This window comes from Kribbella sp. NBC_01245, from assembly GCF_036226525.1.
Lineage (GTDB): Bacteria > Actinomycetota > Actinomycetes > Propionibacteriales > Kribbellaceae > Kribbella.
Map to the genome: position 1 here is coordinate 1,683,473 of NZ_CP108487.1, position 19,372 is coordinate 1,702,844.

The window sequence follows — 19,372 nt, forward strand, 5'->3', positions numbered from 1 at the left end:
CTCAGTGGAATCATTCATGGCGAAGAGCCTCGATCGGGCGCAACCCGGCGGCACGATGGGCAGGCATACTGCCGAAGAACAGACCGACCGCCGCCGAGACACCAAAGGCGAGCGCGATCGACGACGGCACCAGCACGGGCTGTACGCCGGCCAGCTCGAACCGGCTGACGATCAACGCCGCACCCACCCCGACGGCGCCACCGAGCAGACTGAGCAACGTTGCCTCGAGCAAGAACTGGCTGAGGATCACCCGTCGCGGCGCGCCGAGGGCCTTCCGAATACCGATCTCGCGGGTCCGTTCGGTGACGGTGACGAGCATGATGTTGGTGACGCCGATCCCGCCCACGATCAAGCTGATCGCCGCGACCGTGGCCAGCAGAGCCGTGAACGTCTCGGCCGTCTCCTCACTCGTCGCCAGGATCTGCGCCGAGTTCGTGATCCGGAACGGCGAGGCCGTCGTCGCGGTGACCTGGTGCCGGGCCGCCAGCAGTTGCGTGACCTCCGCCTGCGCCGCGTCGACCTTCGTTCGGTCGACCGCCTGGACGACGATCTGGCTCAGCGCGCCGTACCCGGCCTGGGTCGCCCGCAAGGTGCTGATCGGTACGACGACCACGCTGTTCGGATCGGAGAACCCGGTCGAGTCCTTGCTCGCGAGCACGCCCAGTACGACGTGGTCGACCGAGCCGAGCCGGATCGTCTGCCCGACTGCCTGCGCCGCACGGCCGAAGAGTTCGGTCGCGGCCGTCTGCCCGAGCAGCGCGACCCGGCGGCCGTCCTCGACGTCTTGCGCGGTGAACGAACTACCCAGCCCTACCGGCGTATTCGTCGCGGGCAGGTACTCCGGAGTGGTCCCCAGGATCTGGTTGACGGTGTAGCTGGTATCCCCGTTGGTCGCCGTACCGGAGCTGGTCATCACCGGCGCGACGGCGGCCACATCCGGGGCAAGCCTGGGATCGGCAAGCGCCTCGGCATCGGCCATCGTCAGGGAGTACTGCTGCGCCGACGGCCCGGCCTGGCCGCGGAAGAAGCCGCCACCACCTCCGCCGATGGTCGAGACCGTCAGCAGGTTCGTCCCCATGGCCTCGAGACGATCCTGTACGGCCTTACCCGAGCCGTTGCCGACGGCAACCAGCACGATGACGGCGCCGACCCCGATCGCCACGCCGAGTACGGTCAGCAGCGAGCGCAGTTTGTTGGCGGTCAGCCCACGCAGCGCGGAACTGACCAGATCGCGGATCGACATCAGCCGGTCACCTCGTCCCGCACGATCCGGCCATCGGCGACGACCACGACCCGGCGGGCCCGTTCGGCCACGTCGGCCTCGTGCGTGATGACCACGACGGTGCGCCCGCCCTGGTTCACCTGGTCGAACATGTCCAGTACGTCGGCGGTGGACCGGGCGTCGAGATTGCCCGTCGGCTCATCCGCGAGCAACAGCTTCGGGCCCGTCGCGAGAGCCCGCGCGATCGCCACGCGTTGCTGCTGGCCACCGGACAACTCGTTCGGCTTGTGCCTGGCGCGATCCGCGAGCCCGACCATGGCCAGCGCGCGCTCGGCCCGGCCGCGTCGTTCGGCCCGGCGCAGTCCGGCGTACGTGAGCGGCAGTTCGACGTTGGCCAGCGCGGTCGTACGTGGAATCAGGTTGAACGACTGGAAGACGAAACCGATCTTCCGGCCCCGGATCAACGCCTGCTGGTCGGCCGTCAAACTCGCCACGTCGGACCCGTCGAGCCGGTACTCGCCCCGGCTCGGTACGTCGAGGCAGCCCAGGATGTTCATCAGCGTCGACTTGCCCGAACCGGATGAGCCCATCACCGCGACGTACTCCCCGGTCCGCACCCTCAGGTTGATCCCGCGCAAGGCGTGCACGGCGGCCGGCCCGGCGCCGTACGTCTTGATCACCTCGCGTACGTCGATGACCGGAGGCGTTTCACCGGACACGGACGACGCCTCCGCCCGGCTGCTGCGGCAATTGCCCCTGCTGCCCGAGTTGGCCTTGCTGGCCCTGTCTGCCGCCTTGGCCGAGTTGGCCGGTTTGGCCGGTGCCGCCGCCGATGGCGCCTTGGATCAGCTCGACGCGGTCGGACTCGGTCAGGCCGGAGGTGACCTGGGTGAAGCTGTCGCCGCGTACGCCCAAGGTCACCTCGCGACTGCCGCCGCCGTCGGCCAGCGTGACCGTGTGCGTGGTGCCGGAGGTCGTGATGGCGGTCGTCGGGATGTAGAGCGCGTTCGCCGCCTTGGCCGTGACGACCGAGACCGTCGCGGTCTGGCCGATGCGCGCCTGGGCCGGCTTCTTCGCGAAGGTGAAGGTGGCCGCGTACGAGACGACGCCGTTCGTGGTCGTCGGAGTGGGCGACACCTCGGCCAGGGTGGCGGGGAGGTTGGTGTCGGGTGCGGCGTTGAGCACCACCGTCGCCGACTGCTTAGCCTTGATCTTGAGCGCGTCGGCCTCGGGGAAGGACGCCGTCACCACCAGGCTGGACAGATTCGCGATCTCCACGAAGCCGGTTGCGGCTGCGCTTTCGGTTGATCCCTGGGCAGTACTTCCCTGAGCCGTGCTGCCCTGAGAGCTGGACGCCTGAGAGCTCGACGCCTGGGAGCCGACCTCGCCGTTGACCGCGATGATCGTGCCGCCGATCGGCGCGCGCAGGGTGGTCGCCGCCACCGCGTCTTCGGCCGCCTCGACCGCCTGGTCGGCCTGCTCCTTGTCGGCGCGCGCCCGGGCGAGGCTGGCCGTCGCACTCGTCACGGATACGCCGCCTTGTTGGGCCTGCGCCTGGGTCTGGGTTGGCTGCGGGCTTGGCGTGGCCGTCGCCGCTGCCGCCTCGGCCTCCTCCTCGGCTTCCGCAGCCTCTTCGGCCTCGGCGAGCGTCTCCTCGGCGGCCGTGACGGAGTTGGCCGCCGCGATCTGGTTCTGCTGGGCGATGCGCAGTTCGCGCTGGGCCGGCGCCGGGTCGATCCGGGCGATCGCCGCGTTCTTGGCGACGACCTGCCCGACCTTCACCAGTACGGCGGTCACGGTGCCAGAGGTGGCGAACTGTGGCGAGGCCGTCTGCGAACTCTGCAACGTCCCGCTCGAGCTCACCGTCGATGTCACCTCCCCGCGAGCGACCTGCACGGCCGGGCGGACTGCTGCCGCCTGCGGTTCGGGCCGGAAGAAGATCAGATAAGCGGTGACAGCGATCGCGAGCAGGATCGCGACGAGTATCACGTTCACGGCGTTGAGGCCGCGGATACGCGAGCGAGGGAGAACCATGAGCGAAACTTAGGGATCCACCCTGAGGAAACGATCCCGACCACCTGGCAACCACCTGGCAATGTCACGTCCGGCGCATCCGCCGTGTCGTGCGGGTATGAACACCACCTATCGACAGGTCGTCCTCGGCCTCTCCATCCTGCTCGGCCTTTTCGTCGGCGGCTGGGCGGCCTTCTTCCCACGCGCGTTCTACGACGACTTCCCGGGCGCCACGCTGGCCTGGGTCTCGGTCGACGTGGTGGGCAATGTCGTATCCCTGAGCGTGAGTCTCGCGTTCGGCATCATCCTGCTGCTGCCGTACCGCACCCCATCCCCGGCCGCGGCTGGCGAGAAGGTGGCGCGATGAGAGTCGCGGTCGCGGGTGGCACCGGCGTGGTCGGGCGGTACGTCGTACGGGCGCTGGCCGATCGTGGGCACGAGACGGTCACGATGTCGCGGTCGACGGGCGTGGACGTCTACACCGGCGACGGCCTCGATCGGGCGTTGACGGGCGTCGACGCGGTCATCGATGTGGCGAGCGTCCAGACGATGAGGCGGAAGGTGGCGGTCGACTTCTTCGGTACGACGACGGCCAACCTGCTCCGCGCCGAGCGGGAAGCCGATGTCGGGCATCACGTGTTGCTGTCGATCGTCGGGATCGACGACATGCCGTCCGGGTACTACGCGGGCAAAGTCGCGCAGGAGACCTTGGTCACGGCCGGAGAGGTCCCGTGGAGCATCGTCCGGGCGACGCAGTTCCACGAATTCCTGGCGCAGCTGCTGCGACGCGCCCGAGTCGGTCCGGTCGCGCTGATCCCGCGCCTCAAGGTCGAGACCGTCGCCGCGCGCGAAGTCGCCGAAGTCCTGGTCGACCTCGTCGAGGCGGGCCCGTCCGGCCGAACGCCCGATCTCGGTGGGCCACAGGTGGCCCGGTTGGACCAATTGGCCAAGACCTATTTGCGTACGACGGGTCAGCGCACGCCTCTCGTCGGCGTACCGATGCCTGGTCGTTTCGGGGCGCTGGTGACCGGCCCCGGCAGCCGCCACGGGCGGATCACGTTCGACGAGTGGCTGCTCGGGGACGGACGTGACGTATTCGGTGGATGATGTTCCGAACCTCCTGCGGACGAGTCGCGTCTACCTCTTCGGGACCCGGCACAGTCAATGACCGTGCGTGACAGTTCCGTAACACCGGATGACGGCTGGATGACAACGAAGGTCCGCGATCGGGTGTCGGAGGCCGTCAGGTGCATGGCGGGTCCGTGAGCATGCGAAAATGGGAATCATCCGGGCCGACCGACCGTTGACCCGGATGACGAACTCGGAGGTTTGACATGTCTAATCGCGTACTGCGTGGTTCGGGGCTGGGTGGGGTCAGCTTCGAGGATGACCGTGGCGTGGAATTCGCGCCGCGGCAGATGATCAGCTACGACTGCCCTCGCGGTCACGTGGTCGAGGTCACCATGGCGCACGATGCCGAGGTGCCCGCGGTCTGGGAGTGCCCGCACTGCGGTAGCGAGGCCGCCCGCTCGACCGGCGAGAAGCCCGAGCCCAAGCAGGAGAAGCCGGCGCGTACGCACTGGGACATGCTGCGCGAGCGTCGCAGCATCTCGGAGCTGGAGGAGCTGCTCGCCGAGCGGGTCCAGCTGCTCCGCGCGGGTGAGATCGGCCCGGCGCACCTGCACCGCGCTACCCGCTCCAAGAAGACCGCCTGACCAACACCGGCCGCAGTTAGGCCAACCCGAACCACCGAAGGGCCGTTTCCGCATCCGCGGGAACGGCCTTTCACCTTTGGCGGTGTGGGCGCTTTGCCTAGTGAGTTGTCCGGGCGATCGCGGCGAGTTGGAGTTTGGTCTCGTCGGCGCTGCCGGGTACGGCGGTCATGATCACGATCTTGAGCTCGGAGTCGCCGTCGGTCAGCACGTCGCAGTCCACCTCGACCGGTCCCACCGAGGGGTGCTCGATCGTTTTATGGTCCTCGCGGTGAGCGGCGACCGTACCGCTCGCCCATAGTTCGGCGAACCGCTGGTTGCCGCTCAATGCTCGGATCAGCTCGGCCAGGCGTTTGTCGTCAGGGAAGCGGCCGGTCGCGCGGCGCAGGTCGGACACGACAACGGCGTCGGTTGCGTCCCTGTCCTCTTCGATGACTGGCCATGGTGACAGCTGACCAGTACTGGCACCCACCGGGAACCTGTCGCGGGCGAAATTGCGCAGGTGCGGTGCCGACGAAGACGGATCGCCCAGCAGCGCGGCCCAACTGCGGTTCCACCAGATCAGCTGCCAATCCGCTGCGAACACGCCGACCGCGACGTCCCCGAGCCGGGTGAGCACACGCTGAACGCCGGGTGGGATGTGGCAGGAGATCGCGCCGTCCGCCGGCGGGACGAGGTGGGCCAGCCGGTACAGGTGATCCCGCTCGGCGATCGTCAGCTGCAGCGCACGCGCAAGCGACGCGACCACCTGTGCCGAGGGCGTCGTGGCTCGTCCCTGCTCGAGGCGTACGACGTAATCGACCGACACCCCGGCCAGTTCGGCGAGCTCCTCGCGGCGTAGGCCGATCGCGCGGCGCGCCTGGCCGACCGGCAACGCCGCCGCCGATGGGGGCAAGCGATCCCGCCACGTGCGGATCATCGCGCCAAGCCCGGTGCCGGACGTCGTGGTCATGACGCCCATCTTCCTGCATCTCGCGAGGTCGAGGGTGGTACTGCTGCTCCTACCGTCGAGGCGTCCCTGGCCGGACGCCCACGGGCAACCGAGCATTGACGACATGACGATCATCTTCATCACAGGCGCGAACAAGGGACTCGGCCGCGAGACCGCCCGTCGCCTCATCGAACTCGGTCACACCGTGCTGGTCGGCGCCCGCAACCCCGAACAGGGCGCGGAGGCCGCCGCGACGCTCGGCGCGCGGTTCGTCCCGATCGACGTCACCGACGACGCGTCCGTCACCGCCGCGGCCGCGGATGTCGCCGAACACGAGGGCGCGATCGACGTACTGATCAACAACGCCGGCATCATCGGCTCCTCCGGCGATCCCGGCACGCTGACCGGTGCCGACGCCCTCGGTGTCTTCGACGTCAACCTCGCCGGTGTGGTCCGTACGACGGCCGCGTTCCTGCCGCTGCTGCGCCGATCGTCAGACCCGGTCATCGTCAATGTGAGCAGCGGAATGGGCTCGCTCGCGTACACCCACGACCCGTCGCGGGCCGAGTCTGCTGCCATCGCGCCGCTCTACGCCGCGTCGAAGGCAGCGCTCACGATGCTGACCACCCAATACGCCAAAGCGATGAAGGACATCCGCATCAATGCCGCTGATCCGGGCTACACGGCGACCGACCTCAACGGCCACAGCGGCTACCAGACCGTTGCCGAAGGCACCGATGCGATCGTCCGCCTCGCCACCGAAGAACCCGGCGCCGGCTCCGGACGCTTCGTGGACCGAGCCGGTGAGATTGCATGGTCTTGAGCGTTGGCGAATCACCAAACACTGGAGCGACATGAGCCTTCCCCAGCCTGACGCCAATGATCCACGCAACAGCACGGGCGGCGGCATTTATGTGCCCGCCAATGAGGGTCTGCAGCGCTGGTTCTCCGGCGACGTCTATAGCGTGAAACTGACCGCCGCGGATACCAACGGCTCGATCGGCATCGTGCAAGCGTCGGTGCCGCCCGGCGGCGGACCGATCCCCCACACTCACGTGGACCAGGACGAGACCTTCTACCTGCTCAACGGCGAACTGGAGTTCCTCGACGGCGACCGGACCTTCCTGGCGCGGACCGGTGACCTCGTCCACATCCCGCGTCAGATGCGGCACCGGTTTCTGAACGTCGGCTTCCACACTGCCCAATTGCTCTTCCTCTACACGCCCGGTGGCTCGGAGGGGCTCTTCGTCGACGGCGGGGACGAACCGCGCCCAGGCGTGCAGGTCGAGGCCTGGGGACCCGAGCGGTTCCAGACCCAAGGCATGCAGGACTTGTACGTCAAGTACGGGGTTGAGACCTGAGGGTCAGACGGGGCGTTCGAGGCAGACCAGGTCGGGGCGGTCGTCCCAGGTGGGGACGATCTTGAAGCCGAGGCGTTCGTACAGCTTGATCGCGCTGGTGCGCCACGACCAGACAGATAGGCGTACGACGGAAGCGCCCAATCGGCTCGCTTCGGTGATGCCGCATTCGACCAGTTCTGACGCGAGGCCGACGCCGCGCGCGACGGGGAATACCCAAAGGCGCTTCAGCTCGCTGTGGTGGTGCTCGGGCGGTGTCACTACGAGACAACCGACGGGCGTGCCGTCCTTCCAGGCGAGCAAGACGGTGCCGTCACCGAAGACGGCGTGCGGGTCGTCAACCTCGGCGCGGTAATTCTCGGGCAGCTCCGACACGTCGGCGACCGCGAGGCCCTTCTCTGCCTCGGTGCGCAAGTGGTAGGCGGCCAGGAGTGACGTAAGGTCCTCCCCCGCCCAGACGGTGATCAGCGCTCGTCCGGATCGACGACCTCACCCTGGACCACATCACCGCGTCCAGGCTGATCCGGTCGGCCACCACGACCACCACGACCACCCGGAGCCTTGGGGCCGCGCGGGTCATCCGCCGGGCGGGTTGGGCCGCCTGGTCCGGTCGCCCCCGGGAAGCCGGGGAATCCGCCGGGGCCGAACGGTCCCTTGAATCCGGTCGGCCTATCGGTTCCCGCGGATCCGCCGGGGCCCGAGGCCGGACCTGAGGATGCCGGACCTGATGCCGGACCGCCGGCCGGATTGCCCGGCATGAACCCGGTCAACGGGCCGCCCGAGGCCGAGGCCATCAGGCGTTTGGTGACGAGGCCGGAGAGCAGCCGACGCGCGATCGGACGGGTGAACGGCAGGATGAAGAAGAAGCCGAAGATGTCCGTCACGAAACCCGGTGTCAGCAGCAGCGTGCCGCCGATCAGGACCAACGCCGCATCGGCCAGTTCCTTCCCTGGCATCAGGGCGGTCTGCATCGAGGTGCGCAACGCGTTCCAGGCGCGTCTGCCCTCGCGTTTCACCAGCCAGGCGCCCAGCGCGCTCTCGAAGATCAGCAGCGCCACCGTCGGCCAGGCACCGATCACCTGTCCGACCTGGATGATGACGAAGATCTCCACCACCGGCACGACCAGTAGTGCGAGCGCGATGAGCCATCCCATGGCGGTGTCAGCTCCCCTGTTTGGCGGTTTGACGATCCTCGGCCTTGCGACCGGTGAGCTTGCGGAAGCCGTTGCGGACCTGGTTGCCGCGATACGCGAGACCCCAGCGCCCGACCAGCAGCATGGCCTCGACCACGATCCGCTGCGACATCTTGGACTGCCCGAGCTCGCGCTCCACGAATGTGATCGGCACCTCGACCACCCGGAAGCCGGCCTTCAGCGCACGCCAGGCGAGATCCACCTGGAAGCAGTAGCCCGCCGAGGCGACCTCGTCCAACCCGATCCCCTCCAGCGTCTGCCGCCGGAACGCGCGGAACCCGCCGGTCGCGTCCTGCAGCGGCACGCCCAGCGCGATGCGGGTGTAGATGTTGCCGCCGCGGCTGAGGATCTCCCGCGACTTCGGCCAGTTCTGGACCGAGCCACCCTTCACATACCGCGAGCCGAGAACCAGGTCGGCGTCCCGCAACCCCTCCAGCAGCCGGTGCAACTGCTCGGGCTGATGCGAACCGTCCGCGTCATGCTCCACCAGTACGTCGTACCCCTGGTCGAGGCCCCACTTGAAGCTCGCGATGTACGCCGCGCCGAGGCCTTCCTTGCCGAGGCGGTGCAGCACGTGCACGTGGTCGTCGTTCGCGGCGAGTTTGTCGGCCAGGTCGCCGGTGCCGTCCGGGGAGTTGTCGTCCGCGATCAGGACGTGCACCTCCGGCAGGGCGGCGCGCAGCCGGCCGACGATCGGCTCGACGTTCTCGGCCTCGTTGTACGTCGGGATGATGACGAGGATCCGGCCGAGATCGGCGAATCCCCCTGTGGTGGTCACGACTACCGCTCTCCTACCTATCCGGCCTGCTCAGACGGTCACTTCTTCAGGGCTGGGCTTGGCGGCCGGCGGTGATGCCGGACGCTGCCGGCGCCGTGCGACGAGCGCGAGCACTGCACCCATCATCCCCAGGCCGGTCAAGACCCACTGCGGCCAGCCGCCGAGTGTGGTGGCCAGCGTATTGCTGTCGCGCACCGGAACCGAGGCGACATACACATCCGCAACGCCCTGTTTCGACTTGTGCTCGACCGAACCGTCGGGCCGGATGACCCCGGAGATGCCGTTCGTCGACGCGACCAGCACGGTCCGCCCGGTCTCGATGGCCCGCATCCGGGTGATCGCGAACTGCTGATCCGGCTGCCCCGTGCCGCCGTACGTCGCGTTGTTGGTCTGCACCACCAGGATCTGCGCACCGCCCTTGATCACGTCGGCCACGACCCCGTCGTACGCGATCTCAAAGCAGATCACGTCGCCGTACGTCACGCCGTTGATCGGCACGATGCCCGGCGTCGTACCCGCCGCGGTCTGCCGGCCGACCATCTCGAGGCGCTTGATGTACGGCAGGAGTTGCTCGCGGAACGGGATGTACTCACCGAAGGGAACGGGATGCCGCTTGGCGTAGATCTGGCCGGGACCCGTCGCCGGATCCCAGACCACGCCCGTCGTCTGACGCTCATTCGGCCCGGGACCTTCGAGCACGGCACCCACGAGGATCGGCACGCCGACAGCGCGCACCGCCTCCTCGATCACGGTCCGGGTCTGCTGGTCCTTGAAGGGGTCGATATCGGTCGAGTTCTCCGGCCAGATCACCACGTTGGGCTTCGCGGTCTTGCCGGACATGACGTCCTGCTGGAGCTGCAACGTCGCGGCCAGGTGGTTGCGCGTGACCGTGCGCGCCTCGCCCATCGGCTCGAGGCCCTCACCCGGCACGTTGCCCTGCACCATCGCGGCCGTGACGGTCTTGCCGTTCCCGTCCATCGACAGCGGGAGCGCGCCACTGAGCCCGACAACGGCCACGATCGCGACCAGCGCGGCACCCCGGCCGACCCGGCTGACGCCCTGCCTGGACCAGATCAGCGCATAAACCAGCACCCCGAGGAACGCGATGACAAAGCTCAACCCCGGAATCCCGACGTACGCCGCGAGTCGTCCCGGCCAAGCGTCCGCGAAGGCCCAGGCCAGCCGGCCCCAGGGGAACCCGCCGAACGGCACCGAGGCGGTCGCGTACTCCGTGGCAACCCACATCGCGGGGACCCAGAGCATCCAGAGCCTGAGGCGCAGCGCCTGGCTCGCGAAGGCGCCGAAAACGCCGTAGAACAGGCCTTCCAAAATGGAGAGCGCGATTGCCGCGTCACCACCGATGATGCTCAGCCAGGGCACGAGGACGGCGTAATAGGCGATACCGAAGCCCGCGCCGATGAGGATGCCGCCCTTGATCGATACCCCGCGCAGGGCGATCAACAACAGTGGCAGTGCCACCAGGGAGAGCCAGGGCAGGTTGTACGGCTCGAAAGCCAGTCCGAGCACAGCACCGCCCGCCACCGCCACGAACAACCGCGGCAGCACGCGCACTCGCCCAGCCTGTTCGGCCTGCTTCACCACAAGACCCCCTCAAGGTCATCCCCGGTACGCCACCGGTCGCACGACGGTACAACGGACCACCCCCAAGAAAGTATCCAAAGCGTGGTAGCCACAAGACTTATAGACGAAAGAAGGGGGTGCATCCGCCAAGCGGCGCACGTCGGTCGCCGGTCGCCGCTCGACACCGCCGCCTATGTCGACGTCGAGCGGGTTGTCGGTTGCACCCGGCCCCCTGAGTCTTGCGAATTGTCAGGCCGGCCCGGGCCGCGTCAAGGGCTTCATCACCTGACGGTGACGCTAACGCGCCCTTGACCCGTCCCGAACCGGCCAAGTGCGGCTGGCTATCAGGAGGCCGGGTGAGGTCTGACCGGGTCTGGTGGCGCCGCACGCTGCCGCGCCCGATCACCGCGGATGTGGACGCGTAGGTCTCCTGCCGCGAGTGGTCGCGTCTGACTAACAAAGACGACCACCAGCCCCAAACCCGACGACTCGACCCACCTCGACGGCCGCGCGCGCAGCTTCCCGAGCAGACTGGACGTTTTTCGGCCCGGAAAACGTCCAGTCCGCTCAGGAAGCGCGCGATTTCGGGCCAAGCGGGCTGCCCGGGCAGTGGCTGGCCATGCCGGAGGTGGGTTACCACCTCGGAATGGCGGGTTCACGTGGTTGTTGCAACACCTCGATTTGAGGAGTTGTGATGGTTATGTCGTTTGTGGAGGACAACGAGCGTCACGGTGCTGCCTTGTTGCGGCTGGTGGATTCGGGGGTCGGGGTAGCGGCTGCGTGTGAGTCGTTGGGGATCGGGCGTGGTCGTGGCTATGAGATCTTGCGGGCTCGTGGCCGTGGTTCGCGTCCGCGCACGGTGATCACTGATGCGTTGCGGGAGCAGGTCATCGCGGTGTTCAAGGAATCGGGGAACATCACTGGCGCGGGTTCGGCCTGCGGGTTGAGGCATGACACTGCCCGGCGGATCCTTGTCGTGGCCGGGCTGGTTCCCGCGGTGCGGGCCGTGAAACGCAAGACCCAGGCCAGGGTCCGCCTCGAGGAGTTGCTGGAGGCGGGCTGGTCCATCACGCGCGCAGCCAAGGAGGTGGGCGTGCATCCGGGTACTGCGCGGGACTGGCATCACGGGGTCCGCAGGGTGGGCAACACGCGGGTCTATCCCGATGGGCGGGTCGTGGACTACGGCACCACAACCCGATACTCCACTTCCATGACCCCATCAGCTGACGCGGTGATCAGCGACCGTTACCTGTGCCTGGACCAGCGGCTGGCGATCGCCGATGGGCGGGTCAACAAACTCACCTTGACCGCGATCGCGGCCGGCATCGGCAAGGACAAGTCCACAGTCTCTCGTGAGATCCGCGCCCACAGTGTTGAAGGAACCTACCTGCCCCACCAAGCCCACCGCGACGCTGCGGCCGCCAGGGCCCGGCCCAAGACCTCAAAGCTGGTCACCGATCCCGCGTTGCGTGAGCAGGTCGAGCTGGGTCTGGAGCGGAAGTTGTCGCCGGAGCAGATTTCGAACAGGCTCGTCAAGGACTTCCCCGACGACGAGAGCATGCGCGTGAGCCACGAGACGATCTACAAGGCGCTCTACTTCCAGGCCCGCGGCGGCCTCAAACGCGAAGTCCAGACCGCGCTGCGCACCGGACGGACCCGCCGCAAACCACAACGCCAGCCCGGCCAGCGCCAGCACCGGTTCGTCGAGGAGATGATCATGATCTCCGAGCGGCCCGCCGAGGCCGACGATCGCGCGGTTCCCGGCCACTGGGAAGGCGACCTGATCATGGGCGAGAACAACCGGTCCGCGATCGCCACCCTGGTCGAACGCACCACCCGCTACACGATGCTGGTCCACCTGCCCGGCGGCCACGACGCCGAACAGGTCCGCGACGGTCTCATCGCGACGATGAAAACCCTGCCCGGCCATCTGCGCGGCTCGCTGACCTGGGACCAGGGCTGCGAAATGGCCAAACACAAACAGTTCTCCATCGCCACCGACATGGCCGTCTACTTCTGCGACCCGCACTCCCCCTGGCAGCGCGGCACCAACGAAAACACCAACGGACTACTGCGCCAGTACTTCCCCAAGGGCACCGACCTGAGCATCCACGGACCCGAAGACCTCGAACACGTCGCCCAAGAACTCAACGGGCGACCACGCAAAACGCTCGACTGGGACACCCCAGCCGAACGCCTACGTGATCTACTCACCACCTAGAAACCAACCCGGTGTTGCAACGACCCCTCGAAACCGCCAATCCGAGGTGGTAACCCACTCTCGCAATGGCTCCCTCCTCGCGAGCGAAGACCTAGGCGGCATGCGACGACCATGCGGCACCCGAAGGCCCATGCACGAGGAGACCTCTGCGGATCTGCCCGGCGCTGTACTGACCATCAGCGCGAGCCCGGTCTCGAGCGGCATGCGGAGACCTCAGCGGCACCCGAAGACCTATGCACGAGGAGACTTCGGCGGCATACGAAGAACTGCGCAGCGGAGACCTCAGCGAACGGGATGGCCTGGAACCCGGGCAGACCTCACCCGTCCCCCTGATAGCCCGCTGCCTCTGGCCGGTTCGGGTCGGGTCAAGGGCGCGTATGCGTCGGCGTCAGCCGATGGAGCCCTTGACGCGGCCCGGACCGGCCTGACAATTCGCAAGAACTCAGGGGGACGGGTGCAACCAACACCACCGGCCAGAAGTCCTTACCGGGCAGGCGATTAGCGTTCATTCGTCCGAATCCGCCCGCCCACGTCCGCTTCCACCCGAACCCGCCGTACAAAGGGGCGAGCGGATGCAGACGAATGAACGCAAAGGTGAGGGGTGCGCCGAACCCCAGCCGGCGGCCGAGTGCTGGGGTTAGAAGCCGCGGACCTTGGCGGGGGCGATGCGGAGGAGGATGGGGTATTCCTCGTGGAACTTTTCCGGGCTCATGCCCAAACCCTCGAGGGGCTTTTCGTATTTTTCGTTGTACGCAACGCGTTCTTCGTCCGTTGGGCCGGATTCGTCGATGACCGCGGTGCCGGTGAGGACGACCACGTCGCCGCCGGTTTCGGTGGCGTTGAAGTTGAGGGATACCTGCGGCGAGCGATCGGCGTTGTGGACCTTCGCCTTCCCAGCCTGGCTGAAGACGAGAATCTCGGACCCATTCCAGTAGAACCACACCGGATTCGGCTGAGGCGTGCCCGACTTACCAACAGTCGTAAGCCAGATGACGTGTTCGTCAGTAAGACGAGTCCGAATCCGCCCGCCGAACTCCGTATCAGTGTCGATCGTGAACATGTGATTCCTCTCGTAAGCCCAACAATCAAAGTCGCGGTAGTTCGATCGCCGGACACCGATCCATCACCATGGTCAACCCCGCGGCAGTGGCACGCTCATAAGCATCCAAATCGATCACATCCAACTGGAACCACACAGCCCGCGCACCGATTCCCACAGCCTGATCCGCAATCGCCCCAGCCAGCGACGACCGCACAAATACATCGACACAATCAACCGCGAACGGAATATCCGCCAACGTCGGATACCCCGTCTCCCCATGCACCGTCTCAGCCGACGGATGAACCGGCACGATCCGCTTCCCATGCCGCTGCAGGAACCGAGCCACCCCATAAGCCGCGCGACTCCTATTCGTCGACAGCCCAACCACGGCCCAGGTATCGCAAGTAGTAAGGATCTCCCGAACAGCGTCTTCGTCGGTCACACCGCCCACCGTACTGACCGCTACCCAGTCCCCCGCAGATACGTCAATACAGCCGACACCCTCCGGTCCAGTCCATCAGACAGATCAAGCTTGGCGAAGATGTTCCCCACATGCTTCCGTACGGCGGCCTCGCTCACCACCAACTCATCCGCAATCGACGAGTTGACCCGCCCCTCAGCCATCAACGCGAGAACCTCCAACTCACGCGGAGTCAACGCCGCCAACGGCCCATCGTTCTTCCGTCGCGACAACAACTGCCGCACGACCTCCGGATCAACCACCGTCCCCCCAGACGCCACGCGATCCAGCGACGCGAGGAACTCCGCAACATGCCCAACACGATCCTTCAGCAAATACCCGATCCCACCTCCCCCGGTCGACTCGAGCAATGCCGGTACATACGCGTCCGCGACATATTGCGAAAGCACAAGAATCCCAACCGCCGGATGGCTAGCCCGGATCGCCGCCGCCGCACGCAGACCTTCATCGCTATGCCCAGGCGGCATCCGAACATCGGTGATCACAACATCCGGCGGGTCCTTCCGTACGACGGCCACCAGAGTCTCGGCATCACCCACAGCATCGCGGACGTGATGCCCAGCCCGATCAAGAATGCTCGCCAGCCCCTCCCGAAGCAGTAGCGAATCCTCCGCCAGCACAATGCTCAACCCACCAACTGCCGACCCGTCCGCGTTCATTCCTCCACCCGACACCCGCGAGCCGTCCGCGTTCAGTCCTCCAGCCGGCACGGGCTCTCCATCCGCAGTCGCGTCGGTCCACCGATCGGGCTCGACAGCTCGAGTGTGCCGCCCAACGCGTCCAGCCGCGTGACCAACCCGGTCAACCCTGTCCCGGCAGAAGGGTCCGCTCCCCCGATCCCGTCGTCCGTCACACTCACCACCAACCGCCCATCCCGGATCCACCCGTCCACTTCGCAATGCCGGGCCTGCGCATGCTTCGCCACATTCGCCAGCCCCTCGCTCACCACGAAGTACGCCGCGGCCTCGATCGGCGCGGGCAGACGTACCGGCAACGCGATCCGCACCTCCACCGGCAACGGCGAACGATCCGCCACCTCTCGTACCGCAGCCTCCAACCCATGGTCCACCAACACCCGCGGATGAATCCCGCGCACGGCCTCACGCAGATCGGCCAGCGCCGCCTCGGCCTCGGCATGCGCCTTCACGACCAGCCGTCGGCTCTCCCCTTCCGGCAGATCGAGTTCGGCCAGCCCGAGCGTCATCGTCAGCCCGACGAGTCGCTGCTGAACGCCATCGTGCAAGTGCCGCTCGATCCGCTGGCGCTCGGTCTCGAACGCGCCGACCAGATCCAGCCGCGACCGGCGCAACGCCGCGATGCTCCGGCGCAGTTCGTCCTCGCGCGGACCAAGGAGAGCCTTCGCGAGTTCGGACTCGGCCGCCACCAGCAGCGTCACGACGTACGACGTGAGCGCGTAGGCGATCGGGCCGCCGATCAGGGCGAACGGCAACGCCTCCCCGACCGAGTCCAGGATCCACGGACCAAGGCTGACCGGATCCCAGAACACCAGCACCGGCGAGCCGATGGTGACGAAGACGATGACCAGGCCCATCGTCGCCGCCAATGCGTTCAGCGGCAGCAGGAACAGCCCGAGCACAATGCCGTACCCGAAGGAACGCAGCGTCGCCCGCTCCCGGCGCCAATGGTCGATCCGCTCCCGCAGCCGAGCCCCGTCCGGCAATGGGGCGTGCGGACTGGGGACCGGTGGGCCGACCAGCCGCAGCCGAAAGCGCTCGACCTTGCCGATCGGAACGCCGAGCACCGGCACGGCCCCGAGGATGAGCAACCCGACGATGATCGGCGCGGTCACCAATCCGACCCCAGCGAAGAGCAGCACGAACACCAACGTCAGCACGGCCACCGGCACCGAACTGATCAGGTACGCATACGAGCGCAAAGGCCAAGCTGACGTGAGGAACCGCCACGGCGAAGCCCCGAGCGCGTTCCACACAGTCGCCACGATTCACACGATAGGCGGCCGACATGCCATCACGCGGTAGCGCAGACGCTACCTTCGATGTCGCGACCAGGCCCGCGACCAAAGCGTCGTACCGGGCTTCGATGGACTCATGACCACCCTCGCGATCCAGGCACCCCGGCAGACCGCGGCCGCGCTGCTGCTCGACGGCATCACCAAGACCTACCGTTCGAAAGCCGGTTCGGTTCAGGCCCTGCGCGGTGTCACGCACGCGTTCGCGCCCGGCACGTTCACGGCCGTGATGGGTGCGTCCGGCTCCGGCAAGTCGACGTTGCTGCAATGCGCGGCGGGCCTCGATCGTCCAACGAAGGGCTCAGTCCTACTCGCGGGCACCGACCTCACCACGCTCGACGAGACCGGCCTGACCAAACTCCGCCGCCAGGCCATGGGCTTCATCTTCCAGGCGTACAACCTGCTGCCCGCGCTCACCGTCTACGAGAACGTCGCGCTCCCCCTACGTCTGACCGGCGCCAAGCCGTCCAAGAGCCAGGTGTACGACGTACTCGCGCGCGTTGGTTTGGACGGTAAGGCCAAGCGGCGCCCGGCCGAGTTGTCCGGTGGCCAGCAGCAACGCGTCGCGATCGCGCGGGCGTTGATCGCCGAACCGGCCGTGCTCTTCGCCGACGAACCGACCGGCGCCCTCGACAGCGGGACCAGCCGGCAGATCCTCGACTTGTTGCGCAAGGCAACCGAGTTGTCGGGGCGGACGGTGGTGATGGTGACGCACGACCCGGTCGCCGCGGCGTACGCCTCGCGGGTGCTGTTCCTGTCCGACGGCCTGGTCGCGGGCGCGCTCGAACACGGCACGGCCCAGCAGATCGCCGCCGCGATGAGCGAGTTGGAGCGCTGATGTTCCACCTCAGCCGGCAGACCGTACGGCACGGGCGCTCGCTCTATGCCGGGTCGTTCGTCGCGCTCGCGGTCGGCGTCTTCATGCTCGGACTCGCCGCGACCACAACTGCGGCCACCATCGCGTACAAGATGCCCGCCGGCGATTCCGTCCGGGTCCACGTGACCGGTGGGGACATGCCTGACCGCTGGGTCCGCGTACCGCTCGGAGCGGCCGACGTGTCCGGCCTGCAGACCATTCTGAGCATCATCGCCACGATCAGCGGGTTCATCACGATCTTCGTGGTGGCGAGCACTTTCGCCTTCGCCGTGGCCTCCCGCCGTCGCGAACTCGGCCTGCTCCGGCTCATCGGCGCCACCCCGCGCCAAACGCGCCGGATGATCCTCGGCGAGGCGTTCGTCGTCGCGCTCGCCGCCTCGCTGGCGGGCGCCATCGCGGCCGCGCTCGCCACTCCCGCCTTGCTGGCGAAGGCGTCGTACACCGAACTCGCGCCCGTACGACTCCACGCCGCCAGTCCGTGGGTCCCACTCGCCATCGCGGTTGGCGCGGGCCTGTTCGTGGCGCTGCTCGGCGCACGTTCCGCGGCACGACGAGCCGGTCGGGTGGCCGCGATCGACGCGCTGCGCGAAGCGGACCTCGAGCCACCGAAAGCTGGCGTTTTGCGGATCGTGCTCGGGGTGCTGTTCTTCGCGGGCGCTGTCACGATGCTGGCGCTGATCCGGCCGGGTACGGGCGAAGCCGTCGTACCGCTGGCCATGTTCGCGCCCATGGTGCTGGTGATCGCGTTCACGGCCTTCGCGCCGCTGCTGGTGCCGTCGCTCGGCCGCCTCTGGGCCGTCCCGTTCGTCGCCTTCACCCGGATCTCGGGACGCCTGGCCCGGGCGAACGTCGTCTCCGCGCCCCGGCGCAGCGCCTCCCTGGCCGCGCCGATCCTGGCGATCTCGGCCATCGCGGGTTCGATGGTGCTGACCCTCGGTTTCGCCGCCGCCGCCTCGACCGCCATCATCCGCGACACCCTCCGCGCCCCGATCGTCGTCCCGGGTCCCGCCTTGTTCGAGAGCATTGCCCGTACGCCGGGAGTGGGCGCCATCGACGGTGGTGTCGACCTCCCGATCATCCGGACCGACCGTGGCGACGCCTATCTCGACGACGCCGCCGGGATCGACCCGCTCGCCGCCGCGAAGACCCGCAAGCTCGAACCACTCGAAGGCTCCCTGGCCAACCTCACCGGCAATAGCGTCGCCATCGCAAAGGAGCTCTCGTCGTTCGACAACTACCGCCTCGGCGACACGATGAAGGTCGCTTTCACCGACGGTAAGACGGCCAACCTTCGCGTGGTGGCGATCCTCCCGGACGCTTTCGAAATCAACGCCCAGCTCCTGCTGCCGATGGCGCTCGCCAAGGCGCACACCTCCGACGGCCCGTCGCAGTGGTTCGTGCAACCCGCGCCCGGTACGCCGTACGACGTTCTGCTCAGCGAACTCCGCGAACGCGACATCAAGGCCATCCCGGCCACCGAGTGGGAACGCCAGCAGAGCGAAGGCCTTCGCGAAGGCAACCAGCTCGGCCTGATCATGCTGCTCGGCCCGGCCGCCCTCTACAGCGCGATCGCGATTATCAACACTTTGTTGATGGCAAGCCTGCAACGCCGTCAGGAATTCGCCTCAGCCCGCCTCCTCGGCACCACCGCCGCCCAACTCCGCCGAATGGTCCTCTGGGAAGCAACCCTCGTCGGCGCCGTCGCCCTCTCCCTCGGCACCGCCATCACCGCCGTCGTCGGCATGCTCCTCCGCCGAGCCATGACCGACGGCCTAACCGCCGTACCCCTAACGATCCCCTGGCCCACCCTCCTAACCATCACCACCACCTGCCTCCTCCTAACCATCACCGCCGCCTTAGCCCCCACCCTCCCCCTCCTCCGAACGACCCGTCCCCTGGGCGCGGAGGACTGATGGCGGGAATTGTCGGAGGGTGGTCGTAGGGTGGGCGCCAAAGTCGGGGGTTGGGCCGGG

Annotated in this window: 20 protein-coding genes; 8 read left to right on the forward strand and 12 right to left on the reverse strand. The window is 67.6% G+C overall.

The features are described from left to right. Positions 1-10: 10 nt before the first annotated feature. Genes OG394_RS07435 through OG394_RS07445 form a run of 3 tightly spaced genes read right to left on the reverse strand, consistent with a single transcriptional unit; the run spans position 11 to position 3,256 of the window. Positions 11-1,243 carry an ABC transporter permease gene (locus tag OG394_RS07435; RefSeq protein ID WP_328994245.1) on the reverse strand — a complete coding sequence of 411 codons (1,233 nt, stop codon included), beginning with the start codon at positions 1,241-1,243 and terminating at the stop codon, positions 11-13. Next, entirely contained in the window at positions 1,243-1,941 is a 699-nt protein-coding gene (locus OG394_RS07440; RefSeq protein WP_328994246.1) for an ABC transporter ATP-binding protein, read from the reverse strand. Before OG394_RS07440 ends, OG394_RS07435 begins: the two co-directional genes overlap by 1 nt. Further along, positions 1,931-3,256 (reverse strand): efflux RND transporter periplasmic adaptor subunit, encoded by a 1,326-nt coding sequence (locus OG394_RS07445; RefSeq protein ID WP_328994247.1) that lies wholly within the window; start codon positions 3,254-3,256, stop codon positions 1,931-1,933. Before OG394_RS07445 ends, OG394_RS07440 begins: the two co-directional genes overlap by 11 nt. Positions 3,257-3,353: 97 nt before the next feature. Between OG394_RS07445 and OG394_RS07450 the strand changes: the two genes are divergently transcribed. From OG394_RS07450 to OG394_RS07460, 3 genes are all read left to right on the forward strand, one after another. Continuing rightward, positions 3,354-3,602, forward strand: coding sequence for a hypothetical protein (locus OG394_RS07450; protein WP_328994248.1), 249 nt, complete (start codon positions 3,354-3,356; stop codon positions 3,600-3,602). Further along, entirely contained in the window at positions 3,599-4,342 is a 744-nt protein-coding gene (locus OG394_RS07455; RefSeq protein WP_328994249.1) for an SDR family oxidoreductase, read from the forward strand. The genes OG394_RS07450 and OG394_RS07455 overlap by 4 nt, the downstream gene beginning before the upstream one ends. Before the next feature lie 227 nt (positions 4,343-4,569). Continuing rightward, the gene (locus OG394_RS07460) at positions 4,570-4,950 is read left to right on the forward strand and encodes an RNA polymerase-binding protein RbpA (RefSeq protein ID WP_328994250.1); all 381 of its coding nucleotides are present in this window, start codon (positions 4,570-4,572) and stop codon (positions 4,948-4,950) included. A gap of 97 nt (positions 4,951-5,047) precedes the next feature. Here the strand turns inward: OG394_RS07460 and OG394_RS07465 are convergent, their stop codons facing one another. Next, positions 5,048-5,899, reverse strand: coding sequence for a helix-turn-helix transcriptional regulator (locus OG394_RS07465; protein ID WP_328994251.1), 852 nt, complete (start codon positions 5,897-5,899; stop codon positions 5,048-5,050). Positions 5,900-6,002: 103 nt separating this feature from the next. Here OG394_RS07465 and OG394_RS07470 point away from each other — a divergent pair, with 103 nt between their 5' ends. Continuing rightward, complete coding sequence (locus OG394_RS07470; protein ID WP_328994252.1) at positions 6,003-6,701, forward strand: SDR family NAD(P)-dependent oxidoreductase; 699 nt, start codon at positions 6,003-6,005, stop codon at positions 6,699-6,701. 31 nt (positions 6,702-6,732) lie between these two features. Continuing rightward, positions 6,733-7,239, forward strand: coding sequence for a cupin domain-containing protein (locus OG394_RS07475; protein WP_328994253.1), 507 nt, complete (start codon positions 6,733-6,735; stop codon positions 7,237-7,239). Positions 7,240-7,242: 3 nt separating this feature from the next. Here the strand turns inward: OG394_RS07475 and OG394_RS07480 are convergent, their stop codons facing one another. From OG394_RS07480 to lnt, 4 genes are read right to left on the reverse strand one after another with little or no spacing between them, the layout of a single operon-like run. Then, positions 7,243-7,650, reverse strand: a complete 408-nt coding sequence (locus OG394_RS07480) for a GNAT family N-acetyltransferase (RefSeq protein WP_328994255.1) — start codon at positions 7,648-7,650, stop codon at positions 7,243-7,245. 50 nt (positions 7,651-7,700) lie between these two features. Continuing rightward, the gene (locus OG394_RS07485; RefSeq protein ID WP_328994256.1) at positions 7,701-8,390 is read right to left on the reverse strand and encodes an FxsA family protein; all 690 of its coding nucleotides are present in this window, start codon (positions 8,388-8,390) and stop codon (positions 7,701-7,703) included. A gap of 7 nt (positions 8,391-8,397) precedes the next feature. Next, complete coding sequence (locus tag OG394_RS07490; protein ID WP_328994257.1) at positions 8,398-9,207, reverse strand: polyprenol monophosphomannose synthase; 810 nt, start codon at positions 9,205-9,207, stop codon at positions 8,398-8,400. Between the two features lie 30 nt (positions 9,208-9,237). Continuing rightward, on the reverse strand, positions 9,238-10,806 hold the full coding sequence (gene lnt, locus OG394_RS07495; RefSeq protein WP_328994258.1) for an apolipoprotein N-acyltransferase: 1,569 nt from the start codon (positions 10,804-10,806) through the stop codon (positions 9,238-9,240). Between the two features lie 1,048 nt (positions 10,807-11,854). On the opposite strand from lnt, the gene OG394_RS07500 reads away from it, so the two are divergent. Further along, positions 11,855-13,009: an IS30 family transposase gene (locus OG394_RS07500; RefSeq protein ID WP_442914290.1), complete on the forward strand. Its 1,155-nt coding sequence runs from the start codon at positions 11,855-11,857 to the stop codon at positions 13,007-13,009. A gap of 637 nt (positions 13,010-13,646) precedes the next feature. On the opposite strand, the gene OG394_RS07505 is transcribed toward OG394_RS07500, so the two are convergent. From OG394_RS07505 to OG394_RS07520, 4 genes are read right to left on the reverse strand one after another with little or no spacing between them, the layout of a single operon-like run. Further along, positions 13,647-14,069, reverse strand: a complete 423-nt coding sequence (locus OG394_RS07505; protein WP_328994260.1) for a TIGR03667 family PPOX class F420-dependent oxidoreductase — start codon at positions 14,067-14,069, stop codon at positions 13,647-13,649. 25 nt (positions 14,070-14,094) lie between these two features. Beyond that, positions 14,095-14,493 carry a CoA-binding protein gene (locus OG394_RS07510; RefSeq protein ID WP_328994261.1) on the reverse strand — a complete coding sequence of 133 codons (399 nt, stop codon included), beginning with the start codon at positions 14,491-14,493 and terminating at the stop codon, positions 14,095-14,097. A gap of 20 nt (positions 14,494-14,513) precedes the next feature. Further along, positions 14,514-15,191 carry a response regulator transcription factor gene (locus OG394_RS07515; RefSeq protein WP_328996810.1) on the reverse strand — a complete coding sequence of 226 codons (678 nt, stop codon included), beginning with the start codon at positions 15,189-15,191 and terminating at the stop codon, positions 14,514-14,516. A 32-nt stretch (positions 15,192-15,223) separates the two neighbouring features. Beyond that, the gene (locus tag OG394_RS07520) at positions 15,224-16,492 is read right to left on the reverse strand and encodes a sensor histidine kinase (protein ID WP_328994262.1); all 1,269 of its coding nucleotides are present in this window, start codon (positions 16,490-16,492) and stop codon (positions 15,224-15,226) included. A 109-nt stretch (positions 16,493-16,601) separates the two neighbouring features. Between OG394_RS07520 and OG394_RS07525 the strand changes: the two genes are divergently transcribed. Continuing rightward, complete coding sequence (locus tag OG394_RS07525) at positions 16,602-17,360, forward strand: ABC transporter ATP-binding protein (RefSeq protein WP_328994264.1); 759 nt, start codon at positions 16,602-16,604, stop codon at positions 17,358-17,360. Continuing rightward, positions 17,360-19,312, forward strand: a complete 1,953-nt coding sequence (locus OG394_RS07530; RefSeq protein ID WP_328994266.1) for an ABC transporter permease — start codon at positions 17,360-17,362, stop codon at positions 19,310-19,312. The genes OG394_RS07525 and OG394_RS07530 overlap by 1 nt, the downstream gene beginning before the upstream one ends. Positions 19,313-19,372: the final 60 nt, after the last annotated feature.

Coding starts and splice junctions, on each gene's coding strand:
- OG394_RS07525 (WP_328994264.1), top strand. CDS start 16,602: ATGACCACCCTCGCGATCCAGGCACCCCGGCAGACCGCGGCCGCGCTG.
- OG394_RS07485 (WP_328994256.1), bottom strand. CDS start 8,390: ATGGGATGGCTCATCGCGCTCGCACTACTGGTCGTGCCGGTGGTGGAG.
- OG394_RS07455 (WP_328994249.1), top strand. CDS start 3,599: ATGAGAGTCGCGGTCGCGGGTGGCACCGGCGTGGTCGGGCGGTACGTC.
- OG394_RS07450 (WP_328994248.1), top strand. CDS start 3,354: ATGAACACCACCTATCGACAGGTCGTCCTCGGCCTCTCCATCCTGCTC.
- OG394_RS07530 (WP_328994266.1), top strand. CDS start 17,360: ATGTTCCACCTCAGCCGGCAGACCGTACGGCACGGGCGCTCGCTCTAT.
- OG394_RS07475 (WP_328994253.1), top strand. CDS start 6,733: ATGAGCCTTCCCCAGCCTGACGCCAATGATCCACGCAACAGCACGGGC.
- OG394_RS07505 (WP_328994260.1), bottom strand. CDS start 14,069: ATGTTCACGATCGACACTGATACGGAGTTCGGCGGGCGGATTCGGACT.
- OG394_RS07515 (WP_328996810.1), bottom strand. CDS start 15,191: ATGAACGCGGACGGGTCGGCAGTTGGTGGGTTGAGCATTGTGCTGGCG.
- OG394_RS07465 (WP_328994251.1), bottom strand. CDS start 5,899: ATGACCACGACGTCCGGCACCGGGCTTGGCGCGATGATCCGCACGTGG.
- OG394_RS07460 (WP_328994250.1), top strand. CDS start 4,570: ATGTCTAATCGCGTACTGCGTGGTTCGGGGCTGGGTGGGGTCAGCTTC.
- OG394_RS07445 (WP_328994247.1), bottom strand. CDS start 3,256: ATGGTTCTCCCTCGCTCGCGTATCCGCGGCCTCAACGCCGTGAACGTG.
- OG394_RS07470 (WP_328994252.1), top strand. CDS start 6,003: ATGACGATCATCTTCATCACAGGCGCGAACAAGGGACTCGGCCGCGAG.
- OG394_RS07435 (WP_328994245.1), bottom strand. CDS start 1,243: ATGTCGATCCGCGATCTGGTCAGTTCCGCGCTGCGTGGGCTGACCGCC.